At 50.2% G+C, this 15,911-nt stretch carries 14 protein-coding genes; 12 read left to right on the top strand and 2 right to left on the bottom strand.

The window, feature by feature from the left end:
* The first annotated feature begins 1 nt into the window (after nucleotide 1).
* The 9 genes from AC5I6P_RS05230 to AC5I6P_RS05270 all read left to right on the top strand — a co-directional run bounded on the left by AC5I6P_RS05230 (nucleotide 2) and on the right by AC5I6P_RS05270 (nucleotide 11,402).
* Nucleotides 2-1,969: a ferredoxin--nitrite reductase gene (locus AC5I6P_RS05230; RefSeq protein WP_495692700.1), complete on the top strand. Its 1,968-nt coding sequence runs from the start codon at nucleotides 2-4 to the stop codon at nucleotides 1,967-1,969.
* 198 nt (nucleotides 1,970-2,167) lie between these two features.
* Entirely contained in the window at nucleotides 2,168-3,502 is a 1,335-nt protein-coding gene (locus AC5I6P_RS05235) for a CmpA/NrtA family ABC transporter substrate-binding protein (protein ID WP_495692701.1), read from the top strand.
* Between the two features lie 97 nt (nucleotides 3,503-3,599).
* Nucleotides 3,600-4,436, top strand: coding sequence for a nitrate ABC transporter permease (ntrB, locus tag AC5I6P_RS05240; protein WP_495692702.1), 837 nt, complete (start codon nucleotides 3,600-3,602; stop codon nucleotides 4,434-4,436).
* An 80-nt stretch (nucleotides 4,437-4,516) separates the two neighbouring features.
* The gene (locus AC5I6P_RS05245) at nucleotides 4,517-6,535 is read left to right on the top strand and encodes an ABC transporter ATP-binding/substrate-binding protein (RefSeq protein ID WP_495692703.1); all 2,019 of its coding nucleotides are present in this window, start codon (nucleotides 4,517-4,519) and stop codon (nucleotides 6,533-6,535) included.
* Between the two features lie 121 nt (nucleotides 6,536-6,656).
* Complete coding sequence (locus AC5I6P_RS05250; RefSeq protein ID WP_495692704.1) at nucleotides 6,657-7,493, top strand: nitrate ABC transporter ATP-binding protein; 837 nt, start codon at nucleotides 6,657-6,659, stop codon at nucleotides 7,491-7,493.
* Between the two features lie 286 nt (nucleotides 7,494-7,779).
* Complete coding sequence (locus AC5I6P_RS05255; protein WP_495692705.1) at nucleotides 7,780-8,067, top strand: DUF1830 domain-containing protein; 288 nt, start codon at nucleotides 7,780-7,782, stop codon at nucleotides 8,065-8,067.
* A gap of 24 nt (nucleotides 8,068-8,091) precedes the next feature.
* Entirely contained in the window at nucleotides 8,092-10,332 is a 2,241-nt protein-coding gene (locus tag AC5I6P_RS05260) for a molybdopterin oxidoreductase family protein (RefSeq protein WP_495692706.1), read from the top strand.
* A 126-nt stretch (nucleotides 10,333-10,458) separates the two neighbouring features.
* Nucleotides 10,459-10,929 carry a phosphate-starvation-inducible PsiE family protein gene (locus AC5I6P_RS05265; protein ID WP_495692707.1) on the top strand — a complete coding sequence of 157 codons (471 nt, stop codon included), beginning with the start codon at nucleotides 10,459-10,461 and terminating at the stop codon, nucleotides 10,927-10,929.
* Nucleotides 10,930-10,952: 23 nt separating this feature from the next.
* Nucleotides 10,953-11,402 carry a nitrate reductase associated protein gene (locus AC5I6P_RS05270; RefSeq protein ID WP_495692708.1) on the top strand — a complete coding sequence of 150 codons (450 nt, stop codon included), beginning with the start codon at nucleotides 10,953-10,955 and terminating at the stop codon, nucleotides 11,400-11,402.
* 72 nt (nucleotides 11,403-11,474) lie between these two features.
* Here AC5I6P_RS05270 and AC5I6P_RS05275 read toward each other — a convergent pair whose 3' ends face one another.
* Nucleotides 11,475-11,879, bottom strand: coding sequence for an NIL domain-containing protein (locus AC5I6P_RS05275; RefSeq protein WP_495692709.1), 405 nt, complete (start codon nucleotides 11,877-11,879; stop codon nucleotides 11,475-11,477).
* Between the two features lie 109 nt (nucleotides 11,880-11,988).
* Between AC5I6P_RS05275 and AC5I6P_RS05280 the strand changes: the two genes are divergently transcribed.
* A complete protein-coding gene (locus tag AC5I6P_RS05280) occupies nucleotides 11,989-12,570 on the top strand; it encodes a thioredoxin family protein (protein WP_495692710.1) in 582 nt (193 codons plus the stop codon).
* 57 nt (nucleotides 12,571-12,627) lie between these two features.
* On the opposite strand, the gene AC5I6P_RS05285 is transcribed toward AC5I6P_RS05280, so the two are convergent.
* Nucleotides 12,628-13,569, bottom strand: a complete 942-nt coding sequence (locus tag AC5I6P_RS05285) for a branched-chain amino acid transaminase (protein ID WP_495692711.1) — start codon at nucleotides 13,567-13,569, stop codon at nucleotides 12,628-12,630.
* A gap of 293 nt (nucleotides 13,570-13,862) precedes the next feature.
* Between AC5I6P_RS05285 and AC5I6P_RS05290 the strand changes: the two genes are divergently transcribed.
* Nucleotides 13,863-15,203, top strand: a complete 1,341-nt coding sequence (locus AC5I6P_RS05290) for an adenylosuccinate synthase (protein WP_495692712.1) — start codon at nucleotides 13,863-13,865, stop codon at nucleotides 15,201-15,203.
* A gap of 43 nt (nucleotides 15,204-15,246) precedes the next feature.
* Nucleotides 15,247-15,879, top strand: a complete 633-nt coding sequence (locus AC5I6P_RS05295; protein WP_495692713.1) for a 50S ribosomal protein L25/general stress protein Ctc — start codon at nucleotides 15,247-15,249, stop codon at nucleotides 15,877-15,879.
* Nucleotides 15,880-15,911 lie beyond the last annotated feature (32 nt).

A 15,911-nucleotide genomic window follows, 5' to 3' on the forward strand; every position in this document is an offset into this window, starting at 1 on the left:
CATGACAGACACGATTTCAGCCGCAGCGACCCTCAATAAGTTTGAGAAGATCAAAGCCGAAAAAGACGGTCTTGCGGTAAAGGCTGAACTGGAGCATTTTGCTCACATTGGCTGGGAAGCGATGGATGGCACCGATCGCGACCACCGCCTCAAGTGGTTGGGAGTGTTCTTTCGCCCGGTGACTCCTGGCAAATTTATGCTGCGAATGCGGATGCCCAATGGCATTCTCACGAGTGGACAAATGCGCATTCTGGCAGAGACGCTGCAACGCTACGGTGAGAATGGGTATGGAGATATTACCACTCGTCAGAATATCCAACTGCGCGGCATTCGGATCGAGGATTTGTCTGATATTTTCCGCAAGTTTGAGCAGATGGGACTCACGAGCGTTCAATCTGGCATGGACAATGTTCGTAATATTACTGGCTCTCCAGTAGCAGGCATCGATGCCGATGAGTTAATTGACACGCGGGGCCTAGTGCGGAAAGTGCAGGACATGATCACAAATAACGGTCGTGGCAATCCGAGCTTTACGAATCTGCCGCGCAAATTTAACATTGCGATCGCTGGCTGCCGCGACAACTCGGTTCACGCTGAAATCAATGACATTGCCTTTATTCCTGCCTATAAAAATAGAACGCTAGGCTTCAACGTGGTCGTGGGAGGATTCTTCTCGGCAAAACGGTGTGAGGCGGCGGTCCCGCTTGACGCTTGGGTGGATGCCCGCGATGTCGTGGCGCTGAGCGAAGCCATCTTAATTGTCTACCGCAATCATGGCTTACGCGCCAACCGACAGAAATCTCGCTTGATGTGGCTGATTGACGAGTGGGGCATGGAGAAGTTTCGCCGGGAGGTCGAACAACAGTTTGGCGGCATGCTGCAAACGGCGGCTCCGAAAGATGAATTTTTGTGGGATAAGCGCGATCACATTGGCATTCATGCTCAAAAGCAACCGGGTCTCAACTACGTCGGGCTGCATGTTCCGGTGGGCCGGCTGTTTGCACAAGACATGTTTGACCTCGCTCGTATTGCAGAAGTGTATGGCAGTGGCGAAATTCGCCTCACGGTTGAGCAGAATGTGATTATTCCCAATGTCCCCGATTCTCGCGTTGCCGCATTGTCGAGAGAACCCCTGGTGCGATCGCGCTTTCCGGTTCAGCCGGAAAACCTAGCGCGGGCACTGGTATCCTGCACAGGCGCTCAGTTCTGCAACTTTGCGCTAATTGAAACCAAAAATCGCGCCGTGGCGCTAATCAACGAAATCGAGCGCGAACTCTATTGTTCTCGTCCGGTCCGAATTCACTGGACGGGCTGCCCTAATTCTTGCGGTCAGCCTCAGGTGGCCGACATCGGCTTGATGGGCACGAAAGTTCGGAAAGATGGCAAGACCGTGGAGGGCGTCGATCTCTATCGGGGTGGCAAGGTTGGTAAAGATGCCCACCTTGGCACGTGTGTTCAGAAAGGCATTGCCTGCGAGGATCTCAAGCCAATTCTACGGGATATTTTAATTCAGGAATTTGGAGCACAGCCCCGAGCCGAAATGCCAACCGCGATGAACCTTCCGACTAAGGCAACGGCATCAATGAATGGCTCTGGTCCGGCGACAGCAACCCTCGTCCGTGAATCTGCTCCTCCCATAGCAGCAATCACCTCACCTCCTCTAGCAGCGATTAGCGCAGAGCGCAACTCCAAAGGAAACGCGGCTCCCGCAATGGTGAACTTCGCGCAGTCCAATCAGAGCATCGCCTGTACACAGGACAACTTAATTTTAGAAATTGCAGAGCAAGCGGGAGTGGCAATCGACAGCAGTTGTCGGTCTGGTTCGTGCGGAACCTGCAAAACAAAATTGCTTTCGGGTGAAGTCAGTTATGACGGCGATCCCGATGCATTGAATGACCACGATCGCGAGACGGGTCAGATCCTCACCTGTATTGCTCGCCCTGTTGGTCAAGTTCGATTAGATGCATGATATTTACATTGCTTAAATCATATTTTAAGCAATGTAAATATCATCTAATTTCGCGTCATTTACTTAATACCATTCAGGTGTACTTGTTCAATCTGACTGGTTTCTCTGAACTAATCCATCCGATTGTTTCAGTAATTAGCAAGTGCGCTTGCCGATGTCTCTCTAAGAATTCACTCTTACCCAATCGATTAGGACGAAATGACTAACTTCTCAAGACGGAAATTCATTATTACCGCAGGCGCAAGCGCAACGGGCGCATTGTTGGTAAACGGTTGCAGCACAGGTCTGAACAAAAGTGCGTCCAGCAGTGGGTCGAATCCAAGTGCGCTTCCAGCGGTGAATTCCGGCACAGCCGATACTCCAGAAACCACTAAAGCAACGCTGGGATTTATTGCCCTTACCGACTGCTCTCCGCTCGCGATCGCCAAAGAGAAAGGCATGTTTGCCAAATACGGCATGACCGACGTGAATGTTGCAAAGCAAACGTCTTGGGCCGTCACGCGCGACAACCTTGAACTGGGTAGCGGTAACGGTGGGATTGATGGCGCACACATTCTGACGCCGATGCCGTTTCTGCTAACGACCGGCAAGATTACCAAAGGCGGCACTCCTGTACCGATGTACCTCTTGGCGCGGCTCAATACCAACGGTCAGGGCATTTCCCTCTCCAACGATTTTAGAGATCTCGACATTACGACCAAAGCTGAAAAGCTGAAGGCAAAGGTAGACGAGCGCAAAGCGGCAAATCAGAAGTTTAAGTGCGCCGTCACCTTTCCGGGAGGCACACACGACTTATGGATGCGCTATTGGCTAGCCGCAAATGGCATCGACCCCATCAACGATGTAGACATTGTGGTGATTCCGCCGCCACAAATGGTCGCCAACATGGAAACGAAAACGATGGATGCGTTCTGTGTGGGAGAGCCGTGGCATCAGCGTTTAATCTCCAGAAACCTTGGATTCAACGCGTTTACAACCGGCGAAATGTGGAAGAATCACCCCGAGAAAGCCCTGTCGATGCGAGCCGATTGGGTCGATAAAAATCCGAAAGCGGCGAAAGCGATCTTGATGGCCGTGCAAGAAGCGCAGCAGTGGTGCGCGAAAGACGAAAACAAAGAAGAGATGGCAAAAATTGTCTCGGCAGATAAGTACATCAAAGCGCCTGCCTCTGACATTGTTGAGCGCATGAAGGGGAATTTTGACTTTGGCAATGGTCGCAAGCTAGAACAAAGCGATCTCCTGATGAAATTCTGGCGCGATAATGCGTCGTACCCTTACAAGAGCCATGATCTCTGGTTTGTGACTGAAAACATTCGCTGGGGCTATCTGCCGGGTGATACCGACGCTAAAGCCTTGGTCGATAAAGTCAATCGGTCTGATTTGTGGAAGGAAGCCGCGAAGGCGATCGGCGTGGCAGATGCAGAGATTCCTAAAAACGATTCGCGCGGGATCGAGACGTTCTTCGATGGGGTCACCTTTGATCCAACCAATCCAAAAACATATCTAGATAGCCTCAAGTTCAAGAAAGCCTAATTTATGCAAGCGAGCGGATTAAGCTTGCTGCCAATCTCAACTCTGCTTTCTGTTGTCTTCCGTCTAGTTTGAACCCACCGCTTTAGGAATTTTTCTCATGACTACCATTAGCCCATCGGCTCGGCTCAGAAAGTCCTCTCCGTTTTCACAGAAAGCATCTAACGTCGCGAAGTCTTTGATTCCGATCGTGATTTGCTTAACAGTAGCGCTCGGAATCTGGCAACTGCTCTGCCTTGCTCCAGATTCTAAAATGCCAGGGCCGCTCAAAGTCATTGCTCAAACCTGGACGCTCATTCTCGATCCGTTCTATGACAATGGTGGCACCGATAAAGGCTTGGGATTGCAGATTTTGATTAGTTTGCAGCGAGTCGCCTTTGGGTATTCGTTAGCCGCGATCGCTGGCATTTCAATCGGGGCATTCATCGGCTTGAACTCGTTTATGCGGCGCGGACTCGACCCGATTATTCAAGTCTTGCGGACAGTTCCGCCCTTGGCATGGCTCCCGATCGCGTTAGGAATTTTTCAAAGTAGCGATCCAGCCACTATTTTTGTAATTTTTATTACTGCTATCTGGCCCATTTTGATCAACACTGCGGTAGGCGTGCAGCAAATCCCCCAGGACTACAACAACGTCGCGAAAGTGCTGCGTCTGTCTGGAAAAGAGTACTTTTTCAGCATCTTGATGCCCTCGACCGTTCCTTACGTATTTGGAGGATTAAGGATTGGAATTGGCTTAGCGTGGTTGGCAATTGTGGCGGCTGAAATGTTGAAGGCAGAAGGCGGCATCGGGTTTAAGATTTGGGATGCTTACAACGCGGGCAACGAAAATAGCATGAGCGAAATTGTCATTTGCGTGCTGTACGTCGGTTTGGTGGGTCTCGCACTCGATCGGCTTGTCGGATGGATTGGGTCTCGCATTAGCTCTGATCACTAGTCCCGCGTTTCCGTTGGAGTTGCGCTCTGCGCTAATGGCTTGTTCTGTCCCGTTACTCTTGTCCTTCACACCGCAGTTCCATGTCTTTCTTTGTTGAAATTGATCATATCGATCGCACCTTTCCACTTAAAGATGGCGGCAGCTACATCGCCCTCAAGAATATCGAACTCAAAGTTCAGAAGGGAGAATTTGTGACGCTGATTGGTCACTCGGGTTGCGGTAAGTCCACGCTGCTCAATATTCTGGCAGGACTCGACAAACCGACCCAAGGCGGGATCATTCTCGACGGGCGGCAAGTAACCGAACCAGGGCCTGACCGGATGATGGTGTTTCAAAACTATTCGCTACTGCCGTGGAAAACCGTCCGCGAAAACATTGCGCTTGCGGTTGATAAAGTCCTCAAAGATTTACCAAAAGACGAACGCCAGAGCCTGATTGAGCATCATATCGATATGGTGGGGTTGCGCTTAGCCGCTGACAAGAAGCCCCGCGAACTCTCTGGTGGCATGAAACAACGAGTCGCGATCGCGCGTGCCCTTGCCATTCGTCCGAAGCTCTTGTTGCTCGACGAACCGTTTGGCGCACTCGACGCCCTGACTCGGGGGAACTTGCAGCAACAGTTAATGAAAATCTGTGAGGAGAGCCACGTCACTTGTGTGATGGTAACGCACGATGTAGACGAAGCCTTGCTGCTTTCAGATCGAATCGTGATGCTCACTAACGGTCCCGAATCTCACGTTGGACAAATTCTAAATGTGCCGATTCCGCGTCCGCGCCATCGCTTAGAAGTGGTGAACCATCCGAGCTACTACGGATTGAGAAATGAAATGATTTATTTCCTCAATCAGCAGAAGCGGGACAAAAAGCGCAAGCGCAAAGAAGTGGTGGCGATCGCGCGCCATGGCCTGGAAAAAGTCAATCTCAACATTGGATTCGTACCGCTCACCGACTGTGCACCCCTCGTGGTCGCCAAAGAAAAAGGCTTCTTTGCCAAGCACGGGTTAGAAGAAGTGACCCTCAGCCGCGAACCGAGTTGGAACGCGATCGCCGATGGGATCAGAACCAAGCGATTAGACGCGGCGCACATGCTGGCAGGAATGCCGCTCTCCATGACGCTGGGCTATGGCGATAATCCTCAACTGCCAGTTGTCACAGCACTCGTGATCTCCCGCAACGGCAACGCGATCACGCTAAAAAAAGAACTTCTAGATCGCGGCGTCCGCTCCTTAAGCGCCTTTAAATCGTTACTTAAAGGCGTCCCAGATCAGGTCTACACGATGGCAACCGTTCATCCGACTTCGATGCACAACTTGATGTTGCGCTATTGGTTGGCATCGGCAGGCATTGATCCCGATCACGATTTAACCATGACGATCGTCCCGCCGCCACAAATGGTCGCAAACCTCAGTGCCGGAAATATCGATGGCTATTGTGTGGGAGAGCCGTGGAACTCCCGCGCGATTCGGGACGGCTTGGGCTACGCGATCGCGACCGATCTCGAGATTTGGGCATCCCACCCGGAAAAAGTGCTAGGCGTACGAGAAGACTGGACAAATCAGCATCCTGAAACTCACAATGCCCTCGTGAAAGCCCTGCTCGAAGCGTGTGAATACTGCGACGATCGCCGCAACCGGGAAGAAATTCTCGGCTTATTGGCACGCCCTCAGTACATGGGTCCATCAGCAGAATACGCACGTCCCGGCTTTATTGACCCGTACGATCGCGGCATGGGTGAAGCCCCCGAAACCCTGCTGCGCTTCAATCAGTTCCATATTGACAATGCCAACTGTCCTGGACGGGCAGAGGGACTGTGGATTTTGACTCAGCTTGCCCGGTGGAACATCACCGCCTTCCCGCGCAACTGGATTGAAGTGCTAGACCGGGTGCGTCGAGTGGATCTCTATGGCCGAGCGGCAAGAGAACTAGGGCTGCCGGACAATGAAGGCAACCGCACGTCGTTTGAGTTGTTCGATGGCAAGGTGTTTAACCCTGACGATCCGATTGGCTATCTCAATAGCCTTGATATTTGCCGAGACATTCGCATCGAAGAGATTATTATCGATAGCGTTAGCGAGAGCAGTCTCGCGATCGCGGTATAACTTGAGCGTGCATCTGGCAGTGGTTCGGATGCATCGCTCTCCTATCAATTGGCCCATTCCCGAATTGTGGACTATAGCATTACTCTCCGTTCGATTGATCTTCACCCCAGCCCTTTTCGCTATGCAAATCCTCTCTACTCCCGACTCCCAATCTCAGTTGGTCGAAACCCCTTCCTTCCTTGAGATCGATGGTGTCTCAAAAATCTATTCCACACCAAAAGGCGACAACGTGGTGCTAGATGACATTAGCCTCACGGTGAATGAAGGCGAATTTGTTTGCGTCATCGGGCACTCGGGCTGTGGCAAATCGACGTTGCTCGACATGGTGTCTGGCTTCCGCGAGCCGACCAGCGGCGAAGTGCGTCTGCAAGGTAAGCGCGTCACCCGTCCTGGCCCCGATCGCATGGTTGTGTTTCAAAACTACTCACTCTTGCCCTGGAAAACAGCGTATGAGAATGTTTATCTGGCTGTGAACTCGGTGTATCCCGAAAAATCGAAAGCAGAAAAAACCGAGATTGTCCGCACTCATCTCACCATGGTTGGGCTGGATGAAGCGGCAAATAAAAAGCCTGGGCAACTGTCTGGCGGGATGAAACAGCGCGTTTCGATCGCACGTGCCCTCGCCATCTATCCGCAAGTCTTAGTGCTAGACGAACCATTTGGCGCTCTTGACGCCATTACCAAAGAGGAACTCCAAGAAGAACTGCTCAACATTTGGAGACAGCACAAAGTCACTGTGCTGATGATCACCCACGATATTGACGAAGCGCTATTTCTGGCCGATCGTATCGTGATGATGACCAATGGCCCTGCGGCTAAAATTGGCGAAATCATGAATGTCCCATTTGACCGACCCCGCAATCGTACTCAGTTAATAGAAGACCCGCAGTACTACACGTTGCGAAATCAGGCACTAGATTTCTTGTATGGTCGATTTGCCTTAACCGAAGTAGAGTAACGGGCAAGCGGCGGCAACGCCTCCGGTTAATTTAGAACGGTTTTCCGCTCAAAGGTAAAGTGAAGTATCTAGAAGCACAGTTTTGCATCCCTTCTAGATCAACAATAGAGCCTGTCGTGATCTGTTAGATCAAGCTGCTTGCAGGCAGGATTTGAGATTTGCCGTTTTTTAGCAAGTCAATACTGGTTCGGTGCGATTTCGGGGTTCGCACAGTCTATTGGAACGCCAACCCGATATATTTCCTGTTGAATTCTGCTTATCCACCGTCGCGATGGAATCCGTACAAATGGCTTCTTCCGAAACAGCCCCCTTATCGGTCGTCACCTCATCAGTTGTCAACCGAATTCTTTGTTACTACACCAACTCCACCAATCAGCTTCAGATTGCAAAAACTTCGGGGTCTTCAGGCCTAAAACTAGAGCGAGTTGTTTTTCCAAAGCAGCGCATCTTGTTTGAAGCCCTGTCCGACGCTTGGATAGAAATTTATATCTATTCCGAACTGGATGGTGTGACATTACTCAACACCATTCCCTGTCAGACACTACACGCTCAGTCAAAAGGCGGGTGTGACTAAATCTACGCTTAAGAGGTCTTGATCATGGCTCAACCAACCAAAACTCTATGTCCATACTGTGGGGTTGGCTGCGGCTTAGAAGTGTTGCCTCCGGCTCAGCCTGGCAAGGCAATCAATCGAGATAAAGACGGAACCCCAATTTGGCACATCAGAGGAGATCGCGCTCACCCGTCGAGTCAGGGTATGGTCTGTGTAAAAGGGGCAACGGTCGCAGAGGCGCTGCACAAAGACCGATTGCGCTATCCCATGGTGCGCGATTCGCTGGATCAGCCGTTTCGTCAGGTGACGTGGGCAGCCGCGATCGCAACCATCGTCAGCCGCATTCAGGTCGTTCGCTTTACTCAGGGGCCGGATGCCATTTGCATGTATGGATCTGGGCAATTTCAAACCGAAGATTACTACATCGCCCAAAAGCTGATCAAAGGCTGTTTGGGCACTAACAATTTTGACGCCAACTCTCGACTCTGCATGTCTTCTGCGGTAGCGGGGTACCTTCAAAGCTTTGGGTCGGACGGTCCCCCCTGCTGTTATGACGATTTAGACGAAACCGACTGCGCGTTTCTGATCGGCACAAATACAGCAGAATGCCATCCCATCCTCTACAACCGATTACGCAAGCATCACAAGAAAAACCGTAACGTTAAAATCGTCGTCGTTGATCCCCGTCGCACGGCAACCGCAGAAGGCGCGGACTTACATTTAGCGATCAAGCCCGGAACGGACATCGATCTACTCAATGGCATCGCTTACCTGCTCTGGCGCTGGCACGACCTCGACCGTACCTTCATCCATGACCACACCAACGGGTTTGATCAATTTGTTGAGGTCATTCGTCACTATCCTCCACCTGTCGTCGCCGAGCGCTGTGGCATTTCGGAAGCCGATTTATCTACAGCGGCTCGCTTCTGGGCACAGGCTCAGCGAGTGTTGTCCATGTGGTCGATGGGCGTGAATCAATCTTCGGAAGGCACAGCAAAAGTTCGCTCAATTATTAATCTCCACTTGATGACTGGGCAGATTGGTAAACCGGGCGCAGGTCCGTTTTCGCTGACAGGTCAGCCAAACGCGATGGGCGGACGAGAAGCGGGCGGCTTAGCTCACTTACTGCCAGGCTATCGGTCGGTTACGAATGCTCAGCACCGGGATTACGTTGAGCAGTTTTGGGGGCTACCTCCTGGCAAAATTTCTCCCAATCCGGGGCGCAACGCGTGGGAAATGATCATGGGGCTTGAGAGAGGAGAAGTCGGGTTGCTGTGGGTAGCGGCAACCAACCCAGCGGTGAGTATGCCCGATCTAGAGCGCACGAAAGCCGCATTGAAGCGATCGCCCTTCACGATTTATCAAGACTGCTACTATCCAACCGAAATGGTGGAGTATGCTCACGTCTTGCTGCCTGCCGCGCAATGGAGCGAAAAAACGGGAGTCATGACCAATTCTGAGCGGCGCGTGACGCTCTGCTCTCAGTTCCGCACCCCTCCGGGTGAAGCGAAACCGGACTGGATGATTTTTGCAGAAGTGGGTCGGCGGCTCGGCTTCTCAAAGCAGTTTGCCTACAACTATTCGGCTGAAGTCTACCGCGAATATGCCCTGCTGACCCAAGGACGGCCCTGCGATCAGTCCCAACTGAGCCATACCTATTTGTTTGAGCATGGCCCAACTCAGTGGGGCACGCTAGTGACTGAAGAGCCGGATTCACCCGAAAAAGCTGGATTATCGGGTCAAATCCGTCCGGGTCAAAAGGTATCCGTCGCCGCCCGGCTTTATACCGACCATCAGTTCCACACGCCTGATGGTCGTGCCCGCTTTGGAGCTTATCATTCTCGTGGGTTGGCTGAACCACCCGACGATCGCTATCCGTTTGTGCTGACGACAGGCAGACTTTATGGACACTGGCACACCCAATCCCGCACCGGACGCGTTGAAAAACTTCGGGCAATGCACCCCAATCCGTTCATCGAAATTCATCCGAAAGATGCAGATAAATTGGGTGTGAAACCTGATGAGTGGGTGGAAGTGCGATCTCGGCGGGGCAAGGCAAAATTTCCGGTGATGGTCACAAAAGCGATCACGCCGGGAACCGTTTTTGTGCCGATGCATTGGGGCGCGCTATGGGCAGACCAAGCCGAAGCCAATGCTCTGACGCATCCAGTCTCATGTCCCGATTCAAAACAGCCCGAATTAAAAGCCTGTGCTGTGGAAATTGTGTCGATGTCGCCTGGGATAGCAGTTCAGGTTCAGGAGTTTGAGCCGTCGCTTGTGCGATAGCGGGTTAGCTATAGAGAAAGAGCGATGGTGCGCTCACAGAAGTTTCATCTCCTAACTGCCGCAGATCTCTTTACGATGAGTCTTTCTACCTAGTATGCTCACAGCAGCAGTTCAAAATGGTTTGCTATGCGTCGGCTAACGCGGTTATCTCAAAATATTAGAAGCGGTCTTGGAGACAGCAGCTTTTTAAAGTTCACAAGCCACATTGAACGATGGGTTTCTAAAGTTTTAGCCCTTGCGATGCTGGTAGTTATTTTCGCGTCAGTGTCCGAGTTGCTCATCTTTATGGTGAAGGAATTGTTCTATTCGCCACCGATTGGTCAATTTGGCAGAACGCTTTTCTCGATTTTTGGCTTGTTTTTGAATGTTTTAATTGCCCTTGAAATTTTAGAAAATATTACGGCGTACCTGAAGCATCACGTAGTGCAAGCAGAGTTGGTTATTGTTACCTCACTGATTGCGGTTGCCCGTAAAATCATTATTCTGGATCTAGAAAAAACAGCTGGGCTGGATCTCATTGCCCTTGCATGTGCAATTCTTGCCCTGTCGATTAGTTATTGGATTGTTCGTAAAGTTGCTCCTAAAAATATTCATTAAACTAAAACCCCATTAAAAACACAATGGCTGAATTCTTTCAATTTGAATCTGATTTTGTTGATTCTTTGCGTTGCATTCCAATGCAAGTGCGATTCAAGCTAGACACGTGCGGTGTGAAGCTAAAACTACACCAATGGAATCAGTTTAATGAGCGCGATCGCCACCAGTTAGTAGAGATGCCGTGCAGCACAGCATCAGAAATTGAAACCTATCGCTCGGATCTTCATGATCTCATTCAGCAGAGATCGGGAGAAACAGCCAGCGATTTACCCGTTGATCCGCATCCCGAGTGGTTGGAGACGACCATACCCCAGAGCGTGCAGACTCAAGCCCAAGAATTAGGGCTGACGATTCAAGCGACTCAATGGAAAAATCTAACGCCTTTGCAGCGGTTTGCCCTGATCAAATTAAGCCGTTCCAATCACGAGAACAAGAATTTTCTACCTGCACTGAAAGAGTTTGATTTGGCGTAGCAGCCTGCTTGAGCGTCTCTCAAACTGTTTAACAAGCTTGCAGATCTTCTCGAATTAACTGGCGCTGTTCACCTAAAAATTGGTCGAGATGGCTTGAACGGGGCAAGTTGGAATGCACTGCTCGCACACGATGCAGCGCGATCGCGTGAAGGTCAGTTTAAACGACTGCGGATCGAGGGTTAGCGCTTCCGTCGGACACACTCCCGTACATAGCCCACAATCTACGCAGGATTCTTCATCGATCACGAGTTCACGACTGGCAAACGAGACATTGATATCTTGCGATCGCATCCAGTCGATCGCAGCATCTAGCTGATCAATATCGCCTAGCAACTCTACAACTAATTTTCCGATTTGGTTGGGTGCAACCTGGGCGCGAATAATATTTGCAGCGACATTAAAATCTTTTGCCAGCCGATAGGTGACAGGCATCTGCACAGAGCGCTTGGGAAATGTAAGAGTGACTCGTTTTTTCACTCTCTAATTATACTCATCGCTTAGTTATACTCACTGAGCTTGCACTTACTGAGATTGTAGTCGTAACAGCCAATGGTTACACTAAAAGTGTTTGCTTAACAATTCAGTTATGACCTCTTCAACTCCAGAACCTGCCAATTCAACGAATGGAGCGCGGATCAGAAACTTTCTGATTGCGCTGGCTGCGATCGTGCTGACCGTCATCTTTGCGCTCAGCTTCAAGACTCAGACAACGGCCGTTTCCCTAAGCGCAATGGCGAAAGAATCTGTGCCTCTAGAAACCGCTCTCAGTAACGGCAAACCAACCCTGATGGAGTTTTATGCAGATTGGTGTACGAGTTGTCAGTCAATGGCTCCAGAAATCGAGTCGCTAAAAGAGCAGTATGGCAATCGCGTTAACTTTGTCATGCTTAATGTCGATAACGAGAAATGGTTGCCCGAAATTCTCTCCTATCGCATCGATGGAATTCCTCATTTTGTGTATTTGGGTAATGACGGAAAATCGATTGGGCAAGCGATCGGCGAGCAGCCTCACAAAATTCTGGAAGAGAATCTAATTGCCTTAGTGGAGGGAACAACGCTTCCTTATGCCCAAGCAACGGGGCAGACTTCAGAATTTTCATCTTCCCTTTCACAAGAGAGCGCTGCCGATCCTCGAAGCCACGGTAGCCAAGTTGTCAACAAAAGCTAACCTTTAGTCGGGGTAGTGCTGTACAGCTACCCTGCATTGTGATCTATCCCATGTGATTTATCCCATCGCAGTTGCCTCAGAATCGCTTCCAGTATTAATGGCGAAAATCCAGTCCTTGTATTTCGGATCTTGATTTTCCGTAATTGCGGTCAACTTTTCTCGTAATTTATCTGTAATTGGTCGCTGTTGAGGTAACGTATATGTCTCAATCCGTTTTACTGGAGTAATCTTAGCTGCCGTTCCACTCAAAAACACTTCATCTGCAATATATAACTCTGTTTTATCAACTGGTCGTTCAACTACTTTAATCCCGATATCTCTAGCGATAGTTAAGATGCTATCTCGCGTAATTCCTTCCAAAATATCTTGTTCATATCCTGGTGTAATCAACTCACCGTTTCTCACTAAAAACACATTCATTCCAGAAGCTTCGCTCACCTTACCTTGAGTGTTTAGTAAAATCGCTTCATCAAATCCCGATTCGACCGCTTCTGTTTTGGCTAATGACGACGTAATGTAAGCACCGCTAATTTTTCCTCTCAACGGTAAACTGCGATCCTCTTGACGAGACCAAGAACTGATCCGACACGTTACCCCATCCGGCGATAAGTAATCTCCCAACTCCAACCCATACACAAAGAAATCTTTTTCAATGTTGTGTAACCGAGGCGCAATTCCCAAATCCGATGTGTAAACAAATGGACGAATATAAAACGAGGTCTGAGGTCGATTTTTTTTAACAAAATCTGTAATGATTGCTTGAATCTTATCGGCGGGCAAATCGAGCATCAGGAACTTAGCACTGTTGCTCAACCGTTGACAATGTCGATCGAGCCGAAATAGTAATATTTGATCGGGAGTCTGCGGATCAGGAATGCCGCGCAATCCTCCAAAAGCCCCAGTTCCGTAGTGCAGGGCATGAGTCGCGATCGACAGATTCGCCTGCTCAAACGGCACAAATTGATTCTTGAAATACGCGAGGGGAAGAAAAGTGTGCATGGTGTCGAAGAGGGGAATGGAGGGAAAGAGATTTTTAAGATTAACCTGAAATCTGAAGCACAGATCTTAAAATCTAGAGTATTTCGATCTTACACAAATACCGAATTATCACAGGTCCGCCGCAGTTTTCACCCATCTTACCCCTCTGGAAAGCGCTGCTAAAGACACCTCCTGCTCACCCCAAAGTTTGGCTGACGCCTGACTATTTGGCACTCGCCAATTCGACCATTTGACACTCGCCAATTTAATGAGATAATGGGAGTTTGTTGAAAACTCTATTACACTAAAGACCCTTGGCTAACGTAGTTGTAATTGGTGCCCAGTGGGGCGATGAAGGGAAAGGCAAGATTACGGATCTGCTGAGCAAATCGGCAGATGTCGTCGTCCGCTACCAAGGAGGTGTGAATGCTGGGCATACAGTCGTTGTCAAGGATCAAACCTTTAAGCTACACCTCATTCCATCAGGCATTTTATATCCCGATACCGAATGCATTATTGGCTGCGGAACTGTCATTGATCCAAAAGTTCTAATTCAAGAATTAGATCAATTAGAACAGTGGGGTATTTCGACCGAGAACCTGATGATTTCTGAAACGGCTCATGTGACGATGCCTTATCACCGCGTCATCGATCTTGCCTCCGAAGAAAAACGCGGAACCCACAAAATTGGCACGACCGGGCGCGGGATTGGACCGACCTATGCTGATAAGTCTGAGCGAACCGGCATCCGCATCATCGATTTGATGAATTCGGACTCCCTCAAAAAACAATTGCAGTGGGCGATCGCTCACAAAAATGGCATTCTCGAAAAGCTCTACGGGCTACCGCCATTAGATGCCAACGAGGTGTTAGAGGAGTACCTCGCCTATGCCGAGCGGCTGCGTCCTCATGTGGTCGATAGCTCCCTCAAAATTTACGAGGCGATCCGCCGCAAGCGGAACATCTTGTTTGAGGGCGCTCAAGGAACGCTGCTTGATCTCGATCACGGAACCTATCCTTATGTCACCTCCTCTAATCCCGTGGCGGGGGGAGCCTGTGTGGGAACGGGCATCGGTCCAACGATGATCGATCGCGTGATTGGCGTGGCAAAAGCCTACACAACCCGCGTGGGAGAAGGCCCATTTCCGACTGAACTGCATGAAGAACTGGGCGCTCAACTGTGCGATCGCGGCGCAGAATTTGGCACCACCACGGGTCGTCAGCGACGCTGCGGCTGGTTTGATGCCGTCATTGGGCGCTACGCCGTGCGGATCAACGGGTTGGATTGTTTGGCCATCACCAAACTCGATGTGCTAGACGAGATGGATGAAGTTCGCGTTTGTGTTGCCTATGAAATTGATGGGCAGCGCTGCAACGATTTCCCCAGCGATGCGCGTAAATTTGCCCGGTGTAAGCCGATTTACGAAACTATGCCCGGATGGAAACGCTCAACCGATGAGTGTCGATCGCTTGATGATCTGCCCAAGCAAGCGCTCGACTATCTCAAATTCCTGGCAGAATTAATGGAAGTGCCGATCGCGATCGTGTCGCTCGGAGCGAAGCGCGATCAGACCATTATTGTGGAAGATCCGATTCACGGTCCAAAACGGGCGCTGTTATATCCTAACGACGCCCCGCAAGCTGTAAACGCCTAAGACCACACCGCCGTTCTATCTAAATTACTACTTCAGAAGTACCATGCCACTTACGATCGAATGTCAAAAACGTCCTGACGGCAGCAAGCCGAACGCCCTGCGCCAAGGTGGACAAATTCCGGCGACGCTCTATGGTCACAATGGGACTGAATCGGTTCAACTTGTGATCGATGCCAAGAAAGCCGGATTTCTCGTCCGAGATGCGGCGGTCAATAACACTTTGATTCAGGTGAATGTGCCAGATATGCCTTGGAAAGGCAAAGCGCTCTTGCGAGAAGTGCAAAAGCACCCTTGGAAAGGACATTTGTATCACATCAGTTTCTTCTCGATCGCGGCACAAAGCTCGATTGAAGTGACGGTTCCACTCAACTTTGTGGGCGATGCGACTGGCGTTAAAAACGATGGCGGTACACTCAATAGTGTTCTCACCGAATTAGCCGTCAAATGTGACCCTGAGCAAATTCCTGAGAAGATTGATGTGGATGTGACTGCACTCAATGTAGGAGACGCGCTGCATGTGAATGAGCTAACGCTTCCCGCTGGTGTAGAAGCCCTCGGAGAGTCAGATCGAGTCGTTGTGATGATCGCGGGAGTCAGCACGGCAGCAGTAAGCGACGCTGCCGAAGAAGAATCTGCGGCAGCCGAAGAATCTGCGGCAGCCACACCCGCAGGATAAGTCTGCTGTGTGAAAAATTCAGTGTATATATA

Source organism: Myxacorys sp. (assembly GCF_059501405.1).